This is a genomic window from Patiriisocius marinistellae, from assembly GCF_009014635.1.
GTDB lineage: Bacteria > Bacteroidota > Bacteroidia > Flavobacteriales > Flavobacteriaceae > Patiriisocius > Patiriisocius marinistellae.
Genome location: NZ_BKCF01000007.1, coordinates 96,578 through 119,014, shown reverse-complemented (window position 1 = coordinate 119,014; position 22,437 = coordinate 96,578). Strand labels below are relative to the sequence as shown.

At 35.7% G+C, this 22,437-nt stretch carries 14 protein-coding genes and 5 tRNA genes; 1 reads left to right on the top strand and 18 read right to left on the bottom strand.

The window, feature by feature from the left end; all coding sequences use genetic code 11:
- The coding region (locus tag GB234_RS14350) for an Ig-like domain-containing protein (protein WP_208997332.1) at positions 1–4,722 on the bottom strand (4,722 nt) is incomplete at its 3' end.
- 554 nt (positions 4,723–5,276) lie between these two features.
- Between GB234_RS14350 and GB234_RS14345 the strand changes: the two genes are divergently transcribed.
- On the top strand, positions 5,277–6,881 hold the full coding sequence (locus GB234_RS14345; RefSeq protein WP_151895273.1) for a peptide chain release factor 3: 1,605 nt from the start codon (positions 5,277–5,279) through the stop codon (positions 6,879–6,881).
- Between the two features lie 120 nt (positions 6,882–7,001).
- Here the strand turns inward: GB234_RS14345 and GB234_RS14340 are convergent, their stop codons facing one another.
- From GB234_RS14340 to rpsU, 17 genes are all read right to left on the bottom strand, one after another.
- Positions 7,002–7,319 (bottom strand): DUF3467 domain-containing protein, encoded by a 318-nt coding sequence (locus tag GB234_RS14340; protein ID WP_151895272.1) that lies wholly within the window; start codon positions 7,317–7,319, stop codon positions 7,002–7,004.
- 131 nt (positions 7,320–7,450) lie between these two features.
- A complete protein-coding gene (gene rpoC, locus GB234_RS14335; protein WP_151895271.1) occupies positions 7,451–11,752 on the bottom strand; it encodes a DNA-directed RNA polymerase subunit beta' in 4,302 nt (1,433 codons plus the stop codon).
- Between the two features lie 116 nt (positions 11,753–11,868).
- Positions 11,869–15,681, bottom strand: coding sequence for a DNA-directed RNA polymerase subunit beta (gene rpoB / locus GB234_RS14330; protein ID WP_151895270.1), 3,813 nt, complete (start codon positions 15,679–15,681; stop codon positions 11,869–11,871).
- A 135-nt stretch (positions 15,682–15,816) separates the two neighbouring features.
- Complete coding sequence (rplL, locus tag GB234_RS14325) at positions 15,817–16,191, bottom strand: 50S ribosomal protein L7/L12 (RefSeq protein ID WP_151895269.1); 375 nt, start codon at positions 16,189–16,191, stop codon at positions 15,817–15,819.
- A gap of 57 nt (positions 16,192–16,248) precedes the next feature.
- The gene (gene rplJ, locus GB234_RS14320) at positions 16,249–16,770 is read right to left on the bottom strand and encodes a 50S ribosomal protein L10 (RefSeq protein WP_151895268.1); all 522 of its coding nucleotides are present in this window, start codon (positions 16,768–16,770) and stop codon (positions 16,249–16,251) included.
- Between the two features lie 12 nt (positions 16,771–16,782).
- Positions 16,783–17,478 (bottom strand): 50S ribosomal protein L1, encoded by a 696-nt coding sequence (gene rplA / locus GB234_RS14315; RefSeq protein WP_151895267.1) that lies wholly within the window; start codon positions 17,476–17,478, stop codon positions 16,783–16,785.
- Between the two features lie 18 nt (positions 17,479–17,496).
- The gene (gene rplK, locus GB234_RS14310) at positions 17,497–17,934 is read right to left on the bottom strand and encodes a 50S ribosomal protein L11 (RefSeq protein ID WP_151895266.1); all 438 of its coding nucleotides are present in this window, start codon (positions 17,932–17,934) and stop codon (positions 17,497–17,499) included.
- A gap of 74 nt (positions 17,935–18,008) precedes the next feature.
- Positions 18,009–18,563: a transcription termination/antitermination protein NusG gene (gene nusG, locus GB234_RS14305; RefSeq protein ID WP_151895265.1), complete on the bottom strand. Its 555-nt coding sequence runs from the start codon at positions 18,561–18,563 to the stop codon at positions 18,009–18,011.
- A 5-nt stretch (positions 18,564–18,568) separates the two neighbouring features.
- Positions 18,569–18,754, bottom strand: a complete 186-nt coding sequence (secE, locus tag GB234_RS14300) for a preprotein translocase subunit SecE (RefSeq protein WP_151895264.1) — start codon at positions 18,752–18,754, stop codon at positions 18,569–18,571.
- Positions 18,755–18,791: 37 nt separating this feature from the next.
- A tRNA-Trp gene (locus GB234_RS14295) sits at positions 18,792–18,864 on the bottom strand.
- A gap of 173 nt (positions 18,865–19,037) precedes the next feature.
- Positions 19,038–20,225, bottom strand: coding sequence for an elongation factor Tu (gene tuf / locus GB234_RS14290; RefSeq protein WP_151895263.1), 1,188 nt, complete (start codon positions 20,223–20,225; stop codon positions 19,038–19,040).
- A gap of 55 nt (positions 20,226–20,280) precedes the next feature.
- Positions 20,281–20,352, bottom strand: a tRNA-Thr gene (locus tag GB234_RS14285).
- A 134-nt stretch (positions 20,353–20,486) separates the two neighbouring features.
- Positions 20,487–20,559, bottom strand: a tRNA-Gly gene (locus GB234_RS14280).
- Positions 20,560–20,733: 174 nt separating this feature from the next.
- Positions 20,734–20,815, bottom strand: a tRNA-Tyr gene (locus GB234_RS14275).
- Positions 20,816–20,886: 71 nt separating this feature from the next.
- A tRNA-Thr gene (locus GB234_RS14270) sits at positions 20,887–20,960 on the bottom strand.
- 211 nt (positions 20,961–21,171) lie between these two features.
- Complete coding sequence (locus GB234_RS14265) at positions 21,172–22,059, bottom strand: tyrosine-type recombinase/integrase (RefSeq protein WP_151895262.1); 888 nt, start codon at positions 22,057–22,059, stop codon at positions 21,172–21,174.
- Positions 22,060–22,163: 104 nt separating this feature from the next.
- Positions 22,164–22,358 carry a 30S ribosomal protein S21 gene (rpsU, locus tag GB234_RS14260; protein ID WP_151895261.1) on the bottom strand — a complete coding sequence of 65 codons (195 nt, stop codon included), beginning with the start codon at positions 22,356–22,358 and terminating at the stop codon, positions 22,164–22,166.
- Between the last annotated feature and the right edge of the window lie 79 nt (positions 22,359–22,437).

Below are 22,437 nucleotides of genomic sequence, written 5' to 3'. Positions count from 1 at the left end.
ATTGGCAGGCTGCGTGTTTGAAGTGACAGCCTGATCATCTCCCTCTGCATCCTCATCATTAATCAACACATCGCCACTAACAGCTAAATCGACAAAAGTGTCATTTATATCATCAATAGCATCAGTACAATTTAAAGAAATTGTAACTAGGATATCTACAGTACAAAGGTTTGCATCAAAAATAGAAATAACATAATCTCCTGCAGATAAATCATCAAAAACACCAGACTGCTGCTGCGTACCGCCATCTAAACTATAGCTATATGTTGGTGTTCCTCCCTGAGCCGATACGGTAACAGACCCACCTGCACCACATAAACTATTTAATTGAGAATCAATTTGTGCAGTCAAAGCAGCATCAGGCTGTAAAACAACGGCAGCATCGTTTAAGACACATCCATTTTCATCAGTTATTACTACTGAATAAGTTCCAGCCGTTAATCCAGAAATATCTTCAGTTGTTTCTCCATTACTCCACAAGAACGTATACCCAGCTGTACCTCCACTAACGGTTAAGTCTAATGAACCCGTACTATCGCCAAAACAATTAACATTAGTAATTGCTATTCCAGAAGTAAGTGCAGTAGGCTGATTTACAGTTACTGAGCTCGAAGAAGTACAAAGGGTTGCTGTATCTGTCACAGTAACTGTATAAACTCCAGCAATCAAATTACTTATCGTCTCACTTGTCTGTCCACCAGGTGCCCATAAAACTGTAAAAGGCCCAATTCCCCCATTAATATTTACTGTTGCCGAACCATCATTTCCTCCATTACAAGAGACAGGAGTTGCAGATGTGTTAGCCATTAAATTATTACAATCTCCATTATTGACAGTTACATTATTTGTAACAGAACAACCATTATCGTCTGTCACCACTACGGTATAAACCCCGTCACTTAGCCCAGTAATTGTTTGAGTAGTTTCACCACCTGGACTCCATAAATAAGTATAAGGAGGAATTCCACCTGAAGGATTCGCTGTTGCAGTACCATCATTTGTTGTTGGCCCAGTTTCATCTGTTGAAGACACTGTAACACTTACAGCACTTGAAGGTTCTGTAATAGTTACACTTTCTTCTACGGGTTGACATAAAGTACCATCAATTGTAACACTTACAGTATAGACGCCTGCTCCTTGGTTATTGATAGTACTAGATGTCACACCAGTATCTATTTGTACAGGTATTGTATTCCACGTGAATGTAAATGTAGCATTAGAATTTGCTGTAGAGCTTGCATTTACAGAAGCACTCCCTGTTAACTCTCCATTACACAAAACATTAGTTACATTTCCGACGGCAAGAACAGCATCACAATCTTGAACACAATTAATGATCACACTTTGTTGTGCTGTACATCCATTATCGTCAGTTATTGTTACAGTATATTGTGTTCCTCCAAGAATACCCCCAGAAAGACCCGTAGCCGTCGCTGTTGTTTGACCATTAGGGTCATCCCACAAATAAGTATATGGACCAACACCTCCAGAAACTGTTGCTGTTGCTGTACCATTATTACATAGTGCGATTGCATTAGCATTAGTTTTAGTCAACTCAATACTAATAGATTCTGGCTCAGTTAGTAGAACATTAAGAGTATCTGTATTACCTAAACTATCTGTAACAGTTATATTATATGAACCTGCTGTTAAATTATCAAATGTAGGATCGCTTTGTTGAGAACCACCATTAATTCTATACAGATAAGGAGCTAATCCACCGTTTGCATTTACAGTAATTGAACCTGTCGCATCTCCATTACAAAGAATATCAGTTTTTTGTCCTATTTCTAACTCTACGTTAGTCCCATCTACAAAGTCGTTACCACATGTAGACATTATATCTAATGTTTTGGTAATCAAGTTATCATTAGCCCCGTCAATATCAGAAACTGAAAAGTAACCACTTGGATCATTTTCACGAATCTCAAAATCAACTTCAACATCAATTGCTGGAATAATAGCAATGGCCCTATAATCGCCATCTGCATTAGTCGTAACTGTTTGAGTACTTCCATTAGCTCCAGTTACATCAATATCGACATTAGGCAATGGATTCCCTTGATCATCACTAACATTACCACAAATCACAGGATTTGTAATAACAACTGTTTCTGGATTTATATAGGTTGCTTTATTTAAATCTAGAGAAAAGAATCTATCGTCATTTCTGTCTAATTTTCCAATTCTATACAATAACGTCGACTTATTCTCCCAATAGTTACTAAATGTAAATCTAGGATCTAAAGAAACTGTTCCTCCAGGGGCATTAGCCGCAGATTGAGCCTCCCCCCTAACAAATGTAGGTCCTTGAGAAATATCAATTATAGCATCGGCAGATAAATAGTAAGCATCAGGCAGACTAAGCTCTGCATATTCTCTAGATATAACACTATCGCCATCAATATCTAAAGGACTTCCGAAAAAAGAAATTGTAACCTCATCACCATAGTTTCCACCACCTTCAACAAATGTCATACTAAAAAGAACACTTTGATCCCCACTGTTAGTACTATTTATTCTTGGCTGAAAAGCACGATCTAGTCCAGTTCCTGTTACGTCCATTTCTAACAAACCAGCACCTCCTGCAAAAGCCTCGACCCTAACTAAAGCATCAACTGTAGTTCCATATGGATTTCCCGGAAAAACATTTGGAAATCTATATACAGCTCCTACTCTTAGATTAGTTCCAGCAATTAATTGGGGATTAGCAAAGTTTGAATTATCATAAAAAGGAGAACAATCACAATCTCTAGGATTTGGTTCATTAAAAACTAAAATCAAGACCGTAGCCTCACTAGTATCACCATTTGAATCTGTGATAGTATACTTTAAAACATCATTTCCTGTATAATTATTACTAGGTTCATAGCGAATAATATCATCTAATGGATTATTAGGAGTTCCATTTTTATTAACTATTGCCGTTCCATTTCCTGGCGATTGAGTAATAACAACAGCCCCAGAATTGGGACCATCACCACCAAATGAGTCATTACTTAAAATATTCAAATTACTAAAACCACTATTAGTGAAGACAGTATAAGAATCGTCTTCAGCGACGGGAAGGTTTTCTCCACATAACGAATCTACATTTACACCAGCAGCAATAACCCAAGATTGTCCACCTACAGATTGTCCGTTTTGATTATTTCTTGTATCAACTGTAATTGTCACTTGATCAACATTCCCAGGAACATTTGATAAAGTCAACAAAGGGATATTTAAACAACAACTCCCACCAGGTAAAGAAGGGTCAGATCCATAAATTATGGTTTGATCCGTAATTCCTCCAGCTTCAGCCCTTAATAAAAGATATCTTCCATCATTTGTAGTTTCAGAAATAGGAACCTCTACTACTAAATCTCTAGGACCATCAGATAAAGGAACTTGAATATTTATTGTTTGAAGATCGTTATATCCACTTCTATTTGTAAAAACCCCAGAACTTCCTGCAGCGCCATCAACATTTCTAAACGCATAAACCACCATAGATTGCAACCTATTAGTTTGAGATGAGTTTGTATATGTAACCGTACTAGTATTACCCGCAATTTGCCCCCTATAAACCCAAACATTACTTCCTGAACCGAAAGGGACAGAGCGAGTTAAATTATATGTGTTAGATGAATCATCACGTATTTGAATTGTAGAGCCTGGATTTCCTCCTTTATAAACAATTTCTACTTGATATTGATATATATTTGAAGGATTCGGCAATGTAGCAACAGTAGTTGTAGCACCATTAGCATTATATCCATATTCATCAACTAGCTTATCATCACCACATGAAAACAACCAATCAGATACTGGTTGAGTTCCAGAACTACCAAAACAACCTTCAAAAACGAAATCAATACCATCTCTACTATTTGAAAAATCAATATTACCATCTGAGTTAAATTGCTGAACCTTAAAACTAAAGACAGTTTGGGAGCCATTTATTTGCAATGTTCCAGACCCCTCTCCAGTTCCGCATGAATTTACAGATTGTGAAGTATAATTACCAGCATTCCCTAATTCAACAACTTGACCATTTAATTGCATTGAATTAGCAGAACTTAACAAAGTAGCAGAATCACCTCCCTGAAGTGTCCATTTTGAAGTATTAAAATTATTCCCATTAGAACCACCTATCCCTGCCCAATGCATTTTAGGATTAATTACAGGCGTAGAAGCTCCATTATTATCTATAAATTCAACATTAAAAGTAGTGAAATTTTTTGAAGGATTTTGACCTTGCGCACCAACTAGTGTTTTAAGAGATTCTTGATTTGCTATACCACTAAAATTAGTAGTAAAACCACCACAAGAAGCATCTAACGGTCCAGATTCAGGAAAACCAGATGCATCCCAATGAGTCGAAAAATCTTCCATCGTAACTCTAACCTTAACATCTTGCGAAAGTTGACTTATCCAAACTCCCGCAGAAACTTCTGTCCAAACTCCAGTCTTATAACAAATATCCGTCATAATCGAAGAAGAAGAAGATTCCTCATTATACTTTGAAAAATCATTTGTAGCACTAGTTAATAGCAAATCACTATTTGAAGCAAAATCATCATTCAAAATAACTTCATTTTCTTCAACAATACTTGCAGAGAAATTTTCATCACTAAAAGACAAACCAGCTAAAAAGAACGTAGCAACAATTAGCAAAGAACTTAATGTCAATGCTAATGCACTTTTTTTAATTTTCGAGGTTAATGTAGTTTTATGCATACTATTACGATTATATATTCGATTTACTAAATAAATAGAAAACAATAAGTTGAAATTCTAAATAACAAAGTTACATAGTAAAAACACACCTTTTGTTTATGATACCAAGGTATTAGTTCAACTGCAAAATATACTCGTTGAACTACTCAAAAGACTAAGATTTCACGATTATTTTTTGTAGGAAAAAACGTTTCTAATCTTGTCTGAACACTCTATTTACAATTTAAACCACAAATTTATTTGTAGGACAGAACCAATTTTTATTTATCCCACAATTATTAATTACTCAATTTATATACTCAAATTTTACATTTAAAACAACAACCTTGTTAAAGTACCTAATAGCAAGCAGCAAAATTTAATTAACAAGATGTAAACAAAAATCGTCCAAAAACAAATATATGCGATTAAATACATTCTCACTTTGCTAATAGGGGAAGATTATTGTAGGAAATAACCTTCAAATTGGATTAAATCAAGTCATTTTAAGTGTTCAAAAATTATACTGTATTTCCAGCCACTAGATGTATATTTGCATTAAAATTTTGATAAAAATGTCTCTACAAAAAGAAATCAATCGACGTAAAACTTTTGGTATTATTTCTCATCCAGATGCAGGAAAAACTACACTTACAGAAAAGCTATTACTATTTGGAGGAGCTATTCAAGAAGCTGGTGCTGTAAAAAGTAATAAAATAAAAAAAGGTGCTACAAGTGACTTCATGGAAATTGAGCGTCAACGAGGTATTTCTGTCGCTACTTCTGTGCTAGCTTTTGAATATGAAGGGATCAAAATAAATATATTAGATACACCTGGACACAAGGATTTTGCTGAAGACACCTTTAGGACACTTACCGCAGTAGATAGTGTTATCGTTGTAATTGACGTTGCTAAAGGTGTAGAGGAGCAAACAGAAAAACTTGTAGAGGTTTGTCGCATGCGAAACATTCCCATGATTGTATTCATTAATAAAATGGACAGAGAAGGTAAAGATGCCTTTGAATTACTTGACGAAATTGAACAAAAACTTGGTTTAAGAACCACCCCCCTATCATTTCCCATTGGAATGGGATACGATTTCAAAGGTATTTATAATGTTTGGGAAAAAAACGTCAATCTATTTAGTGGTGATAGTAGAAAAAACATTGAAGAAACAATTGAAGTTGATGATATCTCTTCGGAAATGTTAGATGAATTAATAGGATCAACTGCTGCCAAAACATTAAGAGAAGAGTTAGAATTGGTACACGAGGTTTATCCAGATTTTGATAGAGAAGAATATCTTAGTAGCAAATTACAACCAGTATTTTTCGGATCTGCCCTTAATAATTTTGGTGTTAGAGAATTACTTGATTGCTTTATTGAGATTGCTCCAAAACCACAACCTAAAAATAGCGATACAAGATTAGTAAAACCAGAAGAAAAAGATTTTTCGGGATTTGTATTTAAAATACATGCTAATATGGACCCCAAACATCGTGATAGATTAGCATTTGTCAAAATCGTATCTGGTACATTTGAGCGAAATACAAATTACCTACACGTGCGTAATGGTAAAAAAATGAAATTTTCAAGCCCAAATGCTTTCTTCGCCGAAAAGAAACAAATTGTAGATATATCTTATCCAGGGGATATTGTAGGACTACACGACACAGGTAGTTTTAAAATAGGTGACACATTAACCGAGGGTGAAGAAATGAAATATAAAGGCATTCCTAGTTTTTCTCCAGAGCATTTTAAATACATTAATAACGCAGACCCTTTAAAGAGCAAACAATTAGAAAAAGGAATAGATCAATTAATGGACGAGGGTGTTGCGCAGCTATTCACATTAGAACTTAATGGTCGTAAAGTTATTGGTACGGTTGGTGCTCTTCAATTTGAAGTAATACAATATCGTTTAGAACATGAATATGGCGCTATTTGCCGCTATGAAAACCTCAATGTACATAAAGCATGCTGGGTAGAAGCTAAAGACCCTAAAAGTGATGAATTTAAAGATTTTAAACGTGTAAAATCTAAATTCCTTGCTAAAGACAAAAGAGGTCAACTTGTATTTTTTGCAGATTCTGCATTTACACTTCAAATGACGCAGAGTAAATATCCAAACGTAAAACTACATTTTGTAAGTGAATTTGAAAAAACTACAAAGAAATAGAATTATAAATATTGATTAAGATTATTTATTAAGAATCGCGTATTTGATCAATTCCTTGAGAATTTTTAAAATACGCGATTCTTAGCGATTAGAAATATTTGTGAAGTTATTACAATCCAATCAAGCTTCACCTGTTGGGCCAAAATTTATCGGGATATTTGGTTGGTTAAATTCTTTTATCTGCCCATGTTGCTTTTCAAATCTACTTATATTTTCATTTAAGGCTTTTAACAATCGCTTAGCATGTTGTGGTGTTAATACAATTCTTGATTTCACTTTGCTTTTAGGCACTCCTGGCATTATAGAAACAAAATCAACAATAAACTCAGACTGTGAGTGATTTATGATCGCTAGGTTGCTATATATTCCTTGTGCTGTTTCAGCATCGAGTTCTATGTTTAATTGTCCTTTTTTAGGTTGTTCTTTTTGATCTGCCATTTTTAATTTTTTAAAATTTCCGCGAAAGCGAAAAAAGTACATTATTTATTTCTTGCCTAAAAATACAAAATCCCGTGACAAGCACGGGATTTTGAAATATTTAAACTATTGGAATTCCCAATATTCCAGAATTAGTTATAATTAACTTCTTCTTTCTCTTTTGTCATTTCTTCAAGCTCTTCTTTAGAACCTACAATAATAGTATCATACTTACGCATCCCTGTTCCGGCTGGTATTTTATGACCTACAATTACATTTTCCTTAAGACCTTCAAGGTGGTCAATCTTACCTGCTACAGCGGCTTCGTTCAATACCTTTGTAGTTTCCTGGAATGATGCAGCTGAGATAAACGATTTAGTCTGTAAAGAGGCTCTCGTTATTCCCTGTAAAATAGGTGTTGCTGTCGCATTGACTGCATCACGTGCTTCTACAAGTGCTTTGTCTGCTCTTCTTAAGATAGAATTTTCATCACGTAATTCACGCGAAGTCAAAATCTGCCCTTCTTTTAAAGTATCACTATCACCAGCATTTTCTACTACTTTCATTCCAAAGATTTTATCGTTTTCTTCAATAAAATCTGATTTATGAACTAGTTGATTTTCTAGGAATAATGTATCTCCACTATCAACAATACGTACTTTACGCATCATCTGGCGAACTACAACCTCAAAATGCTTATCGTTAATCTTTACACCTTGTAGACGATATACTTCTTGAACTTCATTTACCAAGTACTGTTGTACAGCAGATGGGCCTTTAATTCTAAGAATATCTTCTGGTGTAATTGAACCATCACTTAATGGCATTCCTGCTCTTACGTAATCGTTTTCTTGAACCAGTATTTGGTTACTCAATTTAACCAAGTATTTCATTACTTCACCAAGTTTAGACTCAACGATAATCTCACGGTTACCACGTTTTATCTTTCCGAAAGAAACAACACCATCAATCTCACTAACTACAGCAGGATTAGAAGGATTACGAGCTTCGAATAACTCAGTTACACGTGGAAGACCTCCAGTAATATCACCTGCTTTTGCAGATTTACGAGGAATCTTAACTAAGATTTTACCAATCTTAATTTTCTCGCTATTATCTACTTGAATTAATGCTCCTACTGGTAAGTTATAGCTACGAATTACTTCGTCACCTTTACCTAAAATTTGAAGTGTAGGTATCTTTTTCTTATCTCTAGATTCAGTAATTACTTTTTCTTGGAAACCTGTTTGTTCATCAATCTCAACAGCATAAGTAATACCTTGCTCAATATTCTCGTATTTGATTTTACCTGCAAATTCAGAAATAATAACACCGTTATATGGATCCCATTGAGAAACAACATCGCCAGTTTTCAACGTATCTCCATCTTTTATATAAATGGTTGAACCGTATTGAATATTATTAGTACTCAATGTAATACCAGTTTTCTTATCAATCAATTTTAGTTCAGATGTACGAGAAATAACAATATCAATATCGTTTCCATCGCTATCTTGACCTTTTACAGTCTTCAAATCTTCTATTTCAGCTTTTCCATCAAACTTAACTTTAAGTTTATTTTCTTCGGAAATGTTACCAGCAATACCACCCACGTGGAATGTACGAAGTGTTAACTGTGTACCAGGCTCTCCAATGGATTGCGCAGCTACAACACCTACAGCTTCTCCTCTTTGAACCATTTTATTGGTTGCTAAATTTCTACCATAACATTGAGAACAAATACCTTTTGTAGCCTCACAAGTTAATGCTGAACGTACTTCAACAGTTTCAATTGGTGAATCTGCAATTTTAGCTGCTATATCTTCATCAATATGAGCTCCACTAACAACAAGAACTTCTTTAGTTAATGGATTTACCACATCGTTTAATGCAGTTCTACCAACTATCCTTGCAGCAAGTTTTTCAACTATCTCTTCATTTTTCTTAAGTGCAGACACTTCAATTCCTCTAAGAGTACCACAGTCTTCACTGTTTACAATTACATCTTGAGAAACGTCAACTAATCTACGTGTTAAGTAACCTGCATCTGCCGTTTTTAATGCTGTATCTGCAAGTCCTTTACGTGCACCGTGAGTAGAGATAAAGTATTCAAGAATTGAAAGTCCTTCCTTAAAGTTAGAAAGAATAGGGTTTTCAATAATTTCACCTCCACCACTGTTTGATTTTTTCGGTTTTGCCATCAATCCACGCATACCTGTAAGCTGACGAATCTGTTCTTTAGATCCACGTGCTCCAGAATCAAGCATCATATATACCGAGTTAAATCCTTGTTGATCTTCTCTAATACGCTTCATTGATAATTCAGTAAGCGCCGCGTTAGTTGCTGTCCAAATATCAATTACTTGATTGTAACGTTCGTTTTGAGTAATTAGACCCATATTATAATTAGCTCTAATTCCATCTACTTTCTCGTTTGCTTCATCAATCATTGGGTATTTTTCAGCTGGGATAATAATATCACCTAAACTAAAAGATAATCCACCTTCAAATGCAAACTTATATCCTAACGTTTTAATTTCATCAAGGAAATTCGCTGTTTTTGGTACACTTGTTACCTTCAAAATACCACCAATAATATCTCTAAGAGATTTCTTAGTCAATACTTCATTAATAAATCCTGCTTCTTCTGGCACCCTTTCATTAAATATAACCCTACCTAAAGTGGTAGTGATAATTTGCATGGTAAGCTTACCTTCTTCGTTAAAATCTTTTGTTCTAATTTTTATTTCAGCATTTAAATCTACCATCTTCTCATTATAAGCGATGATAGCCTCTTCGGCTGAATAAAAAGTTAAGCCTTCACCTTTAACTTTTAAGTCATTTGTAGACTTTTTAAGTTTGGTCATATAATAAAGACCCAATACCATATCCTGAGAAGGTACTGCAACTGGAGCACCATTAGCAGGGTTCAAAATATTGTGTGAGGCAAGCATTAATAATTGTGCTTCTAAGATTGCTTCTGGTCCTAAAGGAAGATGTACTGCCATTTGATCCCCATCAAAATCGGCGTTAAATGCCGTACACACTAATGGATGCAACTGGATTGCTTTACCTTCAATTAATTTAGGCTGAAATGCTTGAATACCTAAACGGTGCAAAGTAGGCGCTCGGTTTAGCAATACTGGATGTCCTTTAAGAACGTTTTCCAAGATATCCCAAACTACAGGCTCTTTTTTATCTATAATTTTCTTTGCAGATTTTACAGTCTTAACAATACCACGCTCGATAAGTTTACGTATTACAAAAGGCTTATAAAGTTCTGCTGCCATTCCCTTAGGAATACCGCATTCAAATAATTTTAATTCTGGTCCAACAACAATTACTGAACGTGCTGAATAATCTACACGCTTACCAAGTAAGTTTTGACGGAAACGCCCTTGTTTACCTTTCAATGAGTCTGAAAGAGATTTTAATGGACGATTGCTATCAGTTTTTACTGCTGAAGATTTACGAGTGTTATCAAATAAAGAATCTACCGATTCTTGCAACATACGTTTCTCATTACGCAAAATTACCTCTGGTGCTTTAATTTCCATTAATCGCTTTAAACGATTATTACGGATAATTACACGACGATAAAGGTCATTTAAATCTGAAGTTGCAAAACGACCACCATCAAGTGGTACTAATGGACGTAATTCTGGTGGAATAATAGGTACCACCTTCATAATCATCCATGCTGCTTTGTTTTCTCTATTTTTGTTTGCATCACGCAATGCTTCGACAACTTGAAGTCTCTTCAGGGCTTCTGTCTTACGTTGCTTTGAAGTTTCGTTGTTTGCTTTGTGACGTAATTCAAATGATAATGTGTCTAAGTCAATACGATCTAAAAGATCGATTAAACATTCGGCACCCATTTTTGCGATAAACTTATTAGGGTCACTATCATCTAAATATTGATTTTCTTGTGGAATTGAATCTAGTATTGCAATATATTCTTCTTCACTAAGGAAATCTAGTTTCTTAACTGGATCACCTTCTTCGTTCTTTGCAATACCTGGTTGAATTACTACATAACGTTCGTAGTAAATAATCATGTCCAATTTCTTAGATGGTAATCCAAGAAGGTATCCTATTTTATTAGGCAAACTTCGGAAATACCAAATATGGGCAACTGGTACTACTAAGTTAATGTGTCCTACACGGTCACGACGTACTTTTTTCTCAGTTACTTCAACACCACAACGGTCACATACGATTCCTTTATAGCGTATTCTTTTATATTTTCCACAGGCACATTCATAATCCTTTACAGGACCAAAAATACGCTCACAGAAAAGACCGTCACGCTCAGGTTTGTGCGTACGGTAGTTTATAGTTTCTGGTTTTAGAACCTCTCCTCTTGACTCTGCAAGAATCGCTTCGGGAGATGCTAATCCAATAGAAATTTTATTAAATTTCTTCTGTTGTTGTTCGTTATTATTTCTTGCCATAATGCTGTATAATAAACTTTATTATTATTTGAAAAATAGACCTCTAAAAAGGTCAATGAAGAATTATATAAATGTGTAGGCTAACATTTCCGCGAAAGCGTTAGCCTACATCACTTTTATTCTTCTAATCTAATGTCAAGACCAAGACCCTTCAATTCGTGCATAAGTACGTTGAATGATTCTGGTAGTCCAGGTTCAGGCATTGCTTCTCCTTTTACGATACTTTCGTAAGTTTTAGCTCTACCTATAACATCATCAGATTTTACCGTCAATATTTCTCTTAGTGTAGCTGATGCACCATATGCCTCAAGTGCCCAAACTTCCATCTCTCCAAAACGTTGACCACCAAACTGAGCTTTACCTCCTAATGGTTGTTGCGTAATTAGTGAGTATGGTCCTATAGAACGCGCATGCATTTTATCATCTACCATATGGCCAAGTTTCAACATGTAAATCACACCTACTGTTGCAGGTTGATCAAAACGTTGACCTGTTCCACCGTCATAAAGATACGTATGCCCAAATCTTGGAATTTCAGCTTCATCTGTTAATTCGTTAATTTGATCAATGGTTGCTCCATCAAAAATAGGTGTCGCATATTTACGCCCTAGTTTTTGACCAGCCCATCCTAATACAGTTTCATAAATCTGACCAATGTTCATACGTGACGGTACCCCAAGTGGGTTCAACACGATATCTACTGGCGATCCATCTTCTAAGAATGGCATATCTTCATCACGAACAATACGTGCAACAATACCTTTGTTACCATGACGTCCCGCCATTTTATCACCTACTTTAAGTTTACGTTTTTTAGCAACATAAATCTTAGCAAGCTTTAAAATACCAGCAGGTAATTCATCACCAACTGAAATTGTAAATTTCTCACGGCGTAAACTTCCTTGTAAATCGTTCTCTTTAATTCTATAGTTATGCATCAAATCTGCAACCATAGCATTAGTTTCATCATCTGTTGCCCAAACACCACCTACTAAATGCGTATAATCATCTACAGCATTTAACATTTTAAGGGTGTATTTTTTACCTTTAGGGAATACAACTTCACCAAGGTCGTTCATAACACCTTGAGCTGTCTTTCCTCCAACGATAATGAATAATTTTTCAACTAATATTTCCTTAAGTGCATCAAATTTAGCGTCATATTTAATTTCAAGTGCTGAAATATCTTCCTTATCCTTAGCTCTCTTACGCTTATCCTTAACTGCTCTTTCAAAAACTTTTTTATTGATCACAACTCCATGTAATGAAGGAGACGCTTTTAATGAAGCATCTTTAACATCACCAGCTTTATCACCGAAGATTGCACGTAGTAATTTTTCTTCTGGTGTAGGATCACTTTCTCCTTTAGGAGTTATTTTACCTATTAGTATATCACCAGGCTTTACTTCTGCACCAATACGAATCATTCCACTTTCATCAAGGTCTTTAGTAGCCTCTTCTGAAACGTTAGGAATATCATTTGTCAATTCTTCATTACCCAACTTGGTATCTCGAACATCTAAAGAATATTCATCAATATGAATAGAAGTAAAGATATCTTCACGTACTACTCTTTCTGAAATTACGATTGCATCCTCAAAATTATATCCTTTCCAAGGCATAAAGGCAACCTTCATATTACGACCAAGTGCAAGCTCTCCTTTTTCGGTAGCATATCCTTGACACAATACTTGTCCTTTTGCAACTCTATCACCTTTCTTTACAATAGGCTTTAAGTTAATTGATGTTCCTTGGTTTGTCTTTCTAAACTTAATAAGTTGGTATGTTTTCTCATCACTATCAAAACTTACCATTCCAGCTTCTTTGGTACGATCGTATTTGATTGTAATTTCGTTTGCATCTACATACTCAACAGTTCCATCTCCCTCTGCATTAATCAATACACGAGAATCACTAGCTACTTGTCTTTCTAAACCAGTACCAACGATAGGAGAATCTGCAATTAATAAAGGAACTGCTTGACGCATCATGTTACTTCCCATCAATGCACGGTTGGCATCATCATGTTCCAAGAATGGAATTAATGAAGCCGAAATTGATGCAATTTGATTAGGTGCAACATCAGCATAATTTACTTGTGTAGGCTCAACAACTGGGAAATCACCTTCTTCACGAGCAATAACTCTATCTGTATCGATTTTTCCTTTTCCGTCAAGTGGAATGTTTGCCTGCGCAATCATCTGGCCTTCTTCTTCTTCTGCCGAAAGATACTTAGGTTCAGTTTTTAAATCAATAACCCCATCTGTTACCTTACGGTATGGTGTTTCAATAAAACCAAGATTGTTCACTTTTGCATAAACAGCCAAAGATGAAATAAGACCAATATTTGGTCCTTCAGGAGTTTCAATAGGACATAATCTTCCATAATGTGTATAGTGTACATCACGAACCTCAAATCCTGCTCTTTCTCTTGATAAACCACCTGGTCCTAATGCTGAAAGTCTACGTTTGTGCGTAATTTCGGCTAGTGGATTGGTCTGGTCCATAAATTGTGATAACTGATTCGTTCCGAAGAAAGAATTAATTACCGAAGAAAGCGTTTTCGCATTAATCAAATCGATAGGAGTAAACACTTCATTGTCACGCACATTCATACGTTCACGAATTGTTCTTGCCATACGTGCAAGACCAACACCAAATTGAGATGATAACTGCTCACCTACTGTACGCACACGACGGTTAGATAAGTGATCAATATCATCAATCTCAGCTTTACTGTTAATAAGCTCGATAAGATATTTTACTATAGTAATAATATCTTCTTTGGTAAGCACCTGCTTATCCATTGCGATATCAAGACCTAATTTTTTATTCATACGGTAACGACCTACTTCACCTAAATTATATCTTTGATCAGAAAAGAATAATTTATTAATGATACCACGAGCAGTTTCCTCATCTGGCGGTTCAGCATTACGTAATTGTCTATATATATGTTCTACTGCTTCTTTTTCTGAATTAGTAGGATCTTTTTGTAATGTATTATGGATAATTGCATAATCTGCAAGATGATTATCCTCCTTGTGTAATAAAATTACTTTGGAACCAGAATCAATTATCTCTTCAATATGCTCTTTTTCAAGAACAGTATCACGATCTAATACAATCTCATTTCGTTCAATGGATACAACTTCACCAGTATCCTCATCAACAAAATCTTCGTGCCAAGTTTTCAACACACGTGCTGCAAGCTTACGACCCAAATACTTTTTAAGTCCAGTCTTTGATGCTTTAACCTCTTCAGCTAAGTCAAAGATTTCAAGAATATCTTTATCTCTCTCAAAACCAATGGCACGGAAAAGTGTTGTTACAGGTAATTTTTTCTTTCTATCGATATAAGCATACATAACGCTATTAATATCGGTAGCAAATTCAATCCAAGAACCTTTGAAAGGTATTACTCTTGCTGAATATAATTTTGTTCCATTTGCATGGAATGATTGTCCAAAGAAAACCCCTGGAGAACGGTGTAATTGTGATACTACAACACGTTCGGCTCCATTGATACAAAAAGTACCACTAGGAGTCATATAAGGAATGGTACCTAAGTATACATCCTGTACAATTGTTTCGAAATCTTCATGTTCAGGATCTGTACAATACAGTTTTAAACGTGCTTTTAAAGGCACACTGTAAGTAAGACCACGTTCAATACACTCTTGGATAGAGTATCTTGGTGGATCTACGAAATAATCTAAAAACTCTAAAACAAACTGGTTGCGAGTATCTGTGATTGGGAAATTCTCTAAGAAAGTCTTGTAAAGTCCTTCTTGGCCTCTTTCATCTGACTTGGTCTCCAGTTGGAAAAAATCCTGAAAGGATTTAATTTGGATATCCAGAAAGTCCGGATAATCCGGCTTATTTTGTACAGAAGAAAAATTCAATCTTTCAGTTAACATTGCTGACATCTATGGACGGAATTAATTTAAAAAAACAGTGTATGCGTACACTCAAAAAATAGTAACCTTTATATACGCAAAAATGGTTTAGGTCTTTTCGTTTAAACGAAAGACCTAAACCTTAAGGTTTGGAGAGTAGTTAGCTTACTTAAGCTCAACCTCTGCTCCTGCTTCTTCTAATTGTGCTTTTAAAGCTTCAGCTTCATCCTTAGCAATACCTTCCTTAATTGGAGATGGTGCGTTGTCAACTAATTCTTTTGCATCTTTAAGACCAGCTCCGGTAAGTTCTTTAACAAGTTTTACAACTGCTAATTTAGAAGCTCCAGCTGCTTTAAGGATTACGTCAAATTCTGACTTTTCCTCAACAGCTTCACCACCACCAGCACCACCAGCAGCAACAGCTACAGCAGCAGCAGCAGGCTCAATACCATACTCATCTTTTAATATAGTAGCTAATTCATTAACCTCTTTTACGGTTAAGTTAACTAATTGTTCTGCGAAATCTTTTAAATCTGCCATTTTCTATCGTTTTTAAAATTGTAATTTATTATTTGTATTTAATTAGTGCAATATATATTAAGCCTCTCTCTCCTGAAGTGTTTTAACAAGTCCAGCAATTGTGCTTCCACCACTCTTAAGAGCAGAAATAACATTTTTAGCCGGAGATTGTAACAACCCAATGATGTCACCGATAACTTCTTCTTTGGATTTAATATTAACTAGGTTATCTAGTTGATCATCTCCAATATAGATAGCTTCTTCGATGTATGCCCCCTTAAGCAAAGGCTTATCAGATTTCTTTCTGAATTCCTTTATTACTTTAGCAGGCGCATTACCCGTTTCAGAAAATAATAAAGACGTGTTCCCTTTAAGAACTGTCGATAAATCTCCAAATTCCTTATCTGAACTTTCCATTGCTTTTGCTAGCAATGTGTTTTTAACTACAGCAAGTTTTATTCCTGCTTTAAAACAAGCACGGCGTAAGTTTGTTGTAGTTCCTGCATCAAGACCAGAAATATCGGCTAAATAAATAGTCGTATTATCTGTAAGCTGTGCAGTCAACGTTGAAATTACTTGTGATTTTTCTTCTCTTGTCATAAGTTCTATTTGTTACTGCTCAGTAAATCTTTTTGTATCAATTTCTATACTAGGGCTCATAGTACTTGACATAAAGATGCTCTTAATATAGATTCCTTTAGCCGCTTGCGGCTTCAGTTTTACCAATGTAGTTAATAATTCTTTTGCGTTCCCTGCAATTTTATCAGCATCAAAAGATGCTTTACCAACTGCGGCATGTACAATACCAGTTTTATCAACTTTAAAGTCAATCTTACCAGCTTTCACATCAGAAACAGCTTTAGCTACGTCCATAGTTACCGTACCTGTTTTTGGATTTGGCATAAGACCACGAGGTCCTAAAACACGACCTAAAGGTCCCAATTTACCCATCACACTCGGCATAGTTACAATTACGTCAACATCCGTCCAACCACCTTTGATTTTGTCAAGGTACTCGTCTAACCCAACAAAGTCTGCTCCAGCGGCTGTTGCTTCTGCTTCCTTATCAGGAGTTACAAGCGCAAGCACTTTCACATCTTTACCTGTACCGTGAGGTAAGGTTACAACACCTCTAACCATTTGGTTTGCTTTACGTGGGTCAACATTAAGACGCACTGCAAGGTCCACAGATGGATCGAAGTTTGTATTGGAGATTTCTTTTATTAACGCAGAAGCTTCAGCAACAGTGTAGGCTTTATCCTCCACCTTAGTTACATTCACTTTACGCTTTTTTGTTAATCTTGCCATTTTATAGATTCTTTTTTATTAAAAAGGTGCAGCACCTTTTGTTTTAATTCCCATTGAACGTGCAGTACCAGCAACCATTTTCATAGCACTTTCAACTGTAAATGCATTCAAATCGGGCATTTTGTCTTCTGCAATAGCTCTAATTTGATCCCAAGTTATAGTCCCTACCTTCTTAACGTGAGGCTCACCAGATCCTTTTTTTATCTTTGTAGCTTCAAGAATTTGAACTGCAGCTGGAGGAGTTTTAATAACAAAGTCAAAAGACTTGTCTTTATAAACTGTAATCGCAACTGGCAATACTTTTCCTTGCTTGTCTTGTGTTCTAGCATTAAACTGCTTACAGAACTCCATGATATTCACACCGGCAGCACCTAAAGCGGGTCCAACTGGTGGTGACGGGTTTGCCGCACCTCCACGAACTTGCAATTTTACTACTTTACTGACTTCTTTTGCCATGTTCTAAATTTAAATTTTGCGATTTTCTCATTAGTGGAAGCTAAAGAAAAAATCTATTATATAGCGTGTAACAATTATACTTTCTCTACTTGCATATAACTCAACTCTAATGGTGTTTTTCTTCCGAAAATTTTCACCATCACTTCAAGCTTACGCTTTTCTTCATTAATCTTTTCAACTGTACCATTAAATCCATTAAATGGACCATCAACAACTTTTACAGTTTCACCGATTACATAAGGAATATTAACATTCTCATCCTTTACTGAAAGCTCATCAACCTTCCCTAACATTCTATTAACTTCAGCCTGCCTCAATGGCACTGGGTCTCCCCCTTTAGTCTCACCCAAGAAACCTATAACACCATTAATTGACTTTATAATATGTGGAATCTCACCAGCCAAACTCGCTTGAATCATAATATAACCAGGAAAATAAACACGTTCCTTATTAGATTTTTTTCCGTTACGTATTTGAACCACAGTTTCAGTAGGAACCAAGACCTGCTCAATATAATCCGCTAAGTTCAACCTATTGATCTCAGATTCAATATATTCTTTAATCTTGTTTTCCTGTCCACTTACTGAACGGACAACATACCATTTTTTTGCACTTTTCGTTTCAGTCATTCTTATTATTTTATTAACTCAAAGTAATAAGATATAATTTTACTAAACACACTATCGACTCCCCATACAGCAAGCGCCAGGATTACCGAAAACGCAGCAACAATTACCGTAAGACGCTGTGCCTCTGGCCAAGGTGTCCAAGTAACATGATTTCTTAGTTCGTTATACGACTCTTTAATATAATTTACCATCTTAAAAGGTATTTAATTTTCGTTTACACAAACGTTGCACGGGTTGCGAGACTCGAACTCACGACACCTGGTTTTGGAGACCAGTGCTCTACCAACTGAGCTAAACCCGTTTATAATTTCAAGAATTACAAATTCAAAAATTATAAATGCGATATTAAAATATTTACTATTTCTATAGAAATTTAAAAAGGCCTAACCTCAATGGGGAACTACTAAACCCGTTATAAAAGTCAAGGCGTCCCGAAAACGAGACACCTTTACCTTATATATTTTTGACTAAAATTTAGTCTAAAATTTCAGTAACCTGACCAGCACCTACCGTTCTACCACCTTCACGGATAGCAAAACGCAAACCAATACTCATTGCGATTGCAGAAATCAACTCAACATGAATAGTTAAGTTATCTCCCGGCATAACCATTTCAACTCCATCAGGAAGAGAAATATTACCCGTCACATCAGTTGTACGTACATAGAACTGCGGACGATAGTTATTATGGAATGGAGTGTGACGCCCACCTTCTTCTTTTTTCAATACGTAAACCTCAGCTTTAAATTTAGCGTGTGGAGTTACAGAACCTGGCTTAACAATTACCATTCCTCTAGAAATCATTGATTTCTCAATACCTCTCAAAAGAATACCAGCGTTATCTCCAGCTTCACCTCTATCAAGGATTTGACGGAACATCTCAATACCAGTAATAGTAGATGTTAATTTTTCAGCACCCATACCAATAATCTCTACAGGATCTCCAGTATTAGCAATACCAGTCTCAATACGACCAGTTGCTACAGTACCACGCCCAGTAATAGAGAACACATCTTCGATAGGCATTAAGAAAGGCTTATCCACTTCTCTCAATGGCTCTTCGATCCATGAATCAACAGCTTCCATTAAAGAAAGAACTGTATCAACCCATTTTTGTTCACCATTTAACGCACCTAATGCAGAACCAGCGATTACAGGTCCATTATCACCATCATACTCATAGAAAGACAAAAGATCTCTCACTTCCATCTCAACTAATTCAAGTAATTCCTCATCATCAACCATATCTACTTTATTCATAAATACAACGATACGCGGAATACCTACCTGACGACCTAAAAGAATGTGCTCACGTGTTTGTGGCATTGGTCCGTCTGTAGCAGCAACAACTAAGATCGCTCCATCCATCTGTGCAGCACCAGTAACCATGTTCTTTACATAATCGGCGTGACCTGGACAATCAACGTGCGCATAGTGACGATTAGCCGTCGCATATTCAACGTGTGAAGAATTAATTGTAATACCACGCTCTTTTTCTTCAGGAGCGTTATCAATTTGATCAAAAGCTGAAGCTTCTGAATAACCAGCATCAGCTAGTACCTTAGTAATAGCAGCTGTTAATGTTGTTTTACCGTGATCTACATGTCCAATAGTACCTACATTTAAGTGGGGCTTCGAACGATCGTATGTTGCTTTTGCCATTTTGTATTTATTTACTTAGTTATATATTAGTGTTCAAAATTATTCTAATATGTCGAGCCAATGACGAGAATTGAACTCGTGACCTCTTCCTTACCAAGGAAACGCTCTACCCCTGAGCTACACCGGCGAGTTTTACATTGCTGGCATCAAGTTCCACATTAGCGCTTCAAGAATAGTAACGCATACTGAACAAGAACTCAAAGAGAAATCATTGCAACCTAAAACAGGCTACAATGAATATCTGCTTTCGCAGAAAAATAGAGCGGGAGACCAGGTTCGAACTGGCGACATTCAGCTTGGAAGGCTGACGCTCTACCAACTGAGCTACTCCCGCTTTTATAACTTAGCAAGATCTAAAAATTAGAACTTACCGTTAATGGAATTCAATATTTCATTTATTTGGAAAACCACTTATCTTAGCCCTCCTGGATTGGTGACCCAACCCAAACAACCCTAAAACGAAACTATGTAAAAAATCTTTTAACAGCTTCTTGTTTTAAATTGCTTGTGGGGAGAGCAGGATTCGAACCTGCGAAGACGTAGTCAGCAGATTTACAGTCTGCCCTCGTTGGCCGCTTGAGTATCTCCCCGTATCAGCCCGCCTCCTAAACAGAGACAAAACTAACAATTTCAATATTTAAAGAACTTCTTTAAAAAAAAGAGCCGATGGAGGGACTCGAACCCACGACCTGCTGATTACAAATCAGCTGCTCTAGCCAGCTGAGCTACATCGGCCTTTAACTATTTTACACTGCGAAAATCAGCATAAAAAAGTCCGCTATTTCTAACGGATTGCAAATGTATGTAATTTATCCTTTTTACAAAACAAATTTTAGAAAAAATATTGTAATAATTTCTTCATCACAAATGCGGTGCAAAAATATTCAAAACTAAGATGTGTGCAAACTTTTTGAGTAAAATTTTTACAAAAAATTAAAAAAATAATTTACTTCGAGGTTCGAGGATGTGCACCTCTATATACTTCTTTCAATTTAGCGATATTATTATGAGTGTAAACCTGAGTAGAAGCAAGACTTGAATGACCTAGTAACTCTTTGACTGCGTTTAACTCAGCCCCTTCATTAAGCAAATGTGTTGCGAATGAATGCCTCAAAATATGCGGGCTTTTTTTCAACTTTACCGAGGCCATCTCAAAATATGCTGTAATCACTCGATAAACTAGTGTTTCATAAATAGGCTCGCCTTTTGATGTTAACAGTAAAAATGTCGAATTATTCACATCAACATCTTCTCTAAATTTAAGATAAGCCACAACCGTCTCTAAAACAGATGACAACAATGGAATAATACGTTCTTTTTTTCTTTTTCCTAATACTTTGATTGTTTTTTTAACCTCGGAAATATCACTGAGTTTTAAATTAATTAATTCTGCCCGACGCATTCCCGTACTATAAAAAAGTTCAACAATCAATTTATTTCTAAAACTTTCAAAATCGTTAGCGTATTTTAGCATTTCTAACACACTATTTATTTCGGTTTCCGAAAAAGGGACTTGTATTTTTTTTGAGGTTTTTAAAGCTTTGTGCTTTGCTAATGGGTTTTCAACTATCTCTCCTATTTTCAATAAAAACTTATAATATGTTTTTAATGATGAAATTTTTCGATTTACCGTTCTGTTTGAAATTCCAGAATCAACTAATGTCACAATCCAACTCCTAACAATAGGATAATTTACTTCTGCTAAATTTGAGATTTCGAATGTCTCTTTTCCGAATTCAAAAAAAGTTTCTAAATCCTTTTTATATGCCGTTATGGTATGTGCCGAGTACTTTTTCTCGAGGCTTAAATAGTCTATAAATGGAGATAGTAGCAATTGACTTGTTGTTTTAAATTTCAGCTTTGCGTTAAAATTACAAATAAAAAGACCGCTACTTTAAAAGTAGCGGTCTTAAATTATATTTTTAGGATGATAGGAAACTAGATCTCCTCTGCATCTCTAAGTCCTTGAATGTACTGCGCTTTCTGTATTTGTTTTCTTCTAACTACAGATGGCTTTGAGAATGCTTGACGTGAACGTAGCTGACGCATCGTTCCCGTACGATCAAACTTACGCTTGAAACGCTTAAGCGCTCTGTCTATATTTTCTCCGTCTTTAACTGGTATAATTAACATAGTGTCATAACCTCCTCTCTTTTGGACTGCAAAAATACTACTTATTTTGAAATCTCAAAACGGGTATTTGTTTTTTTTC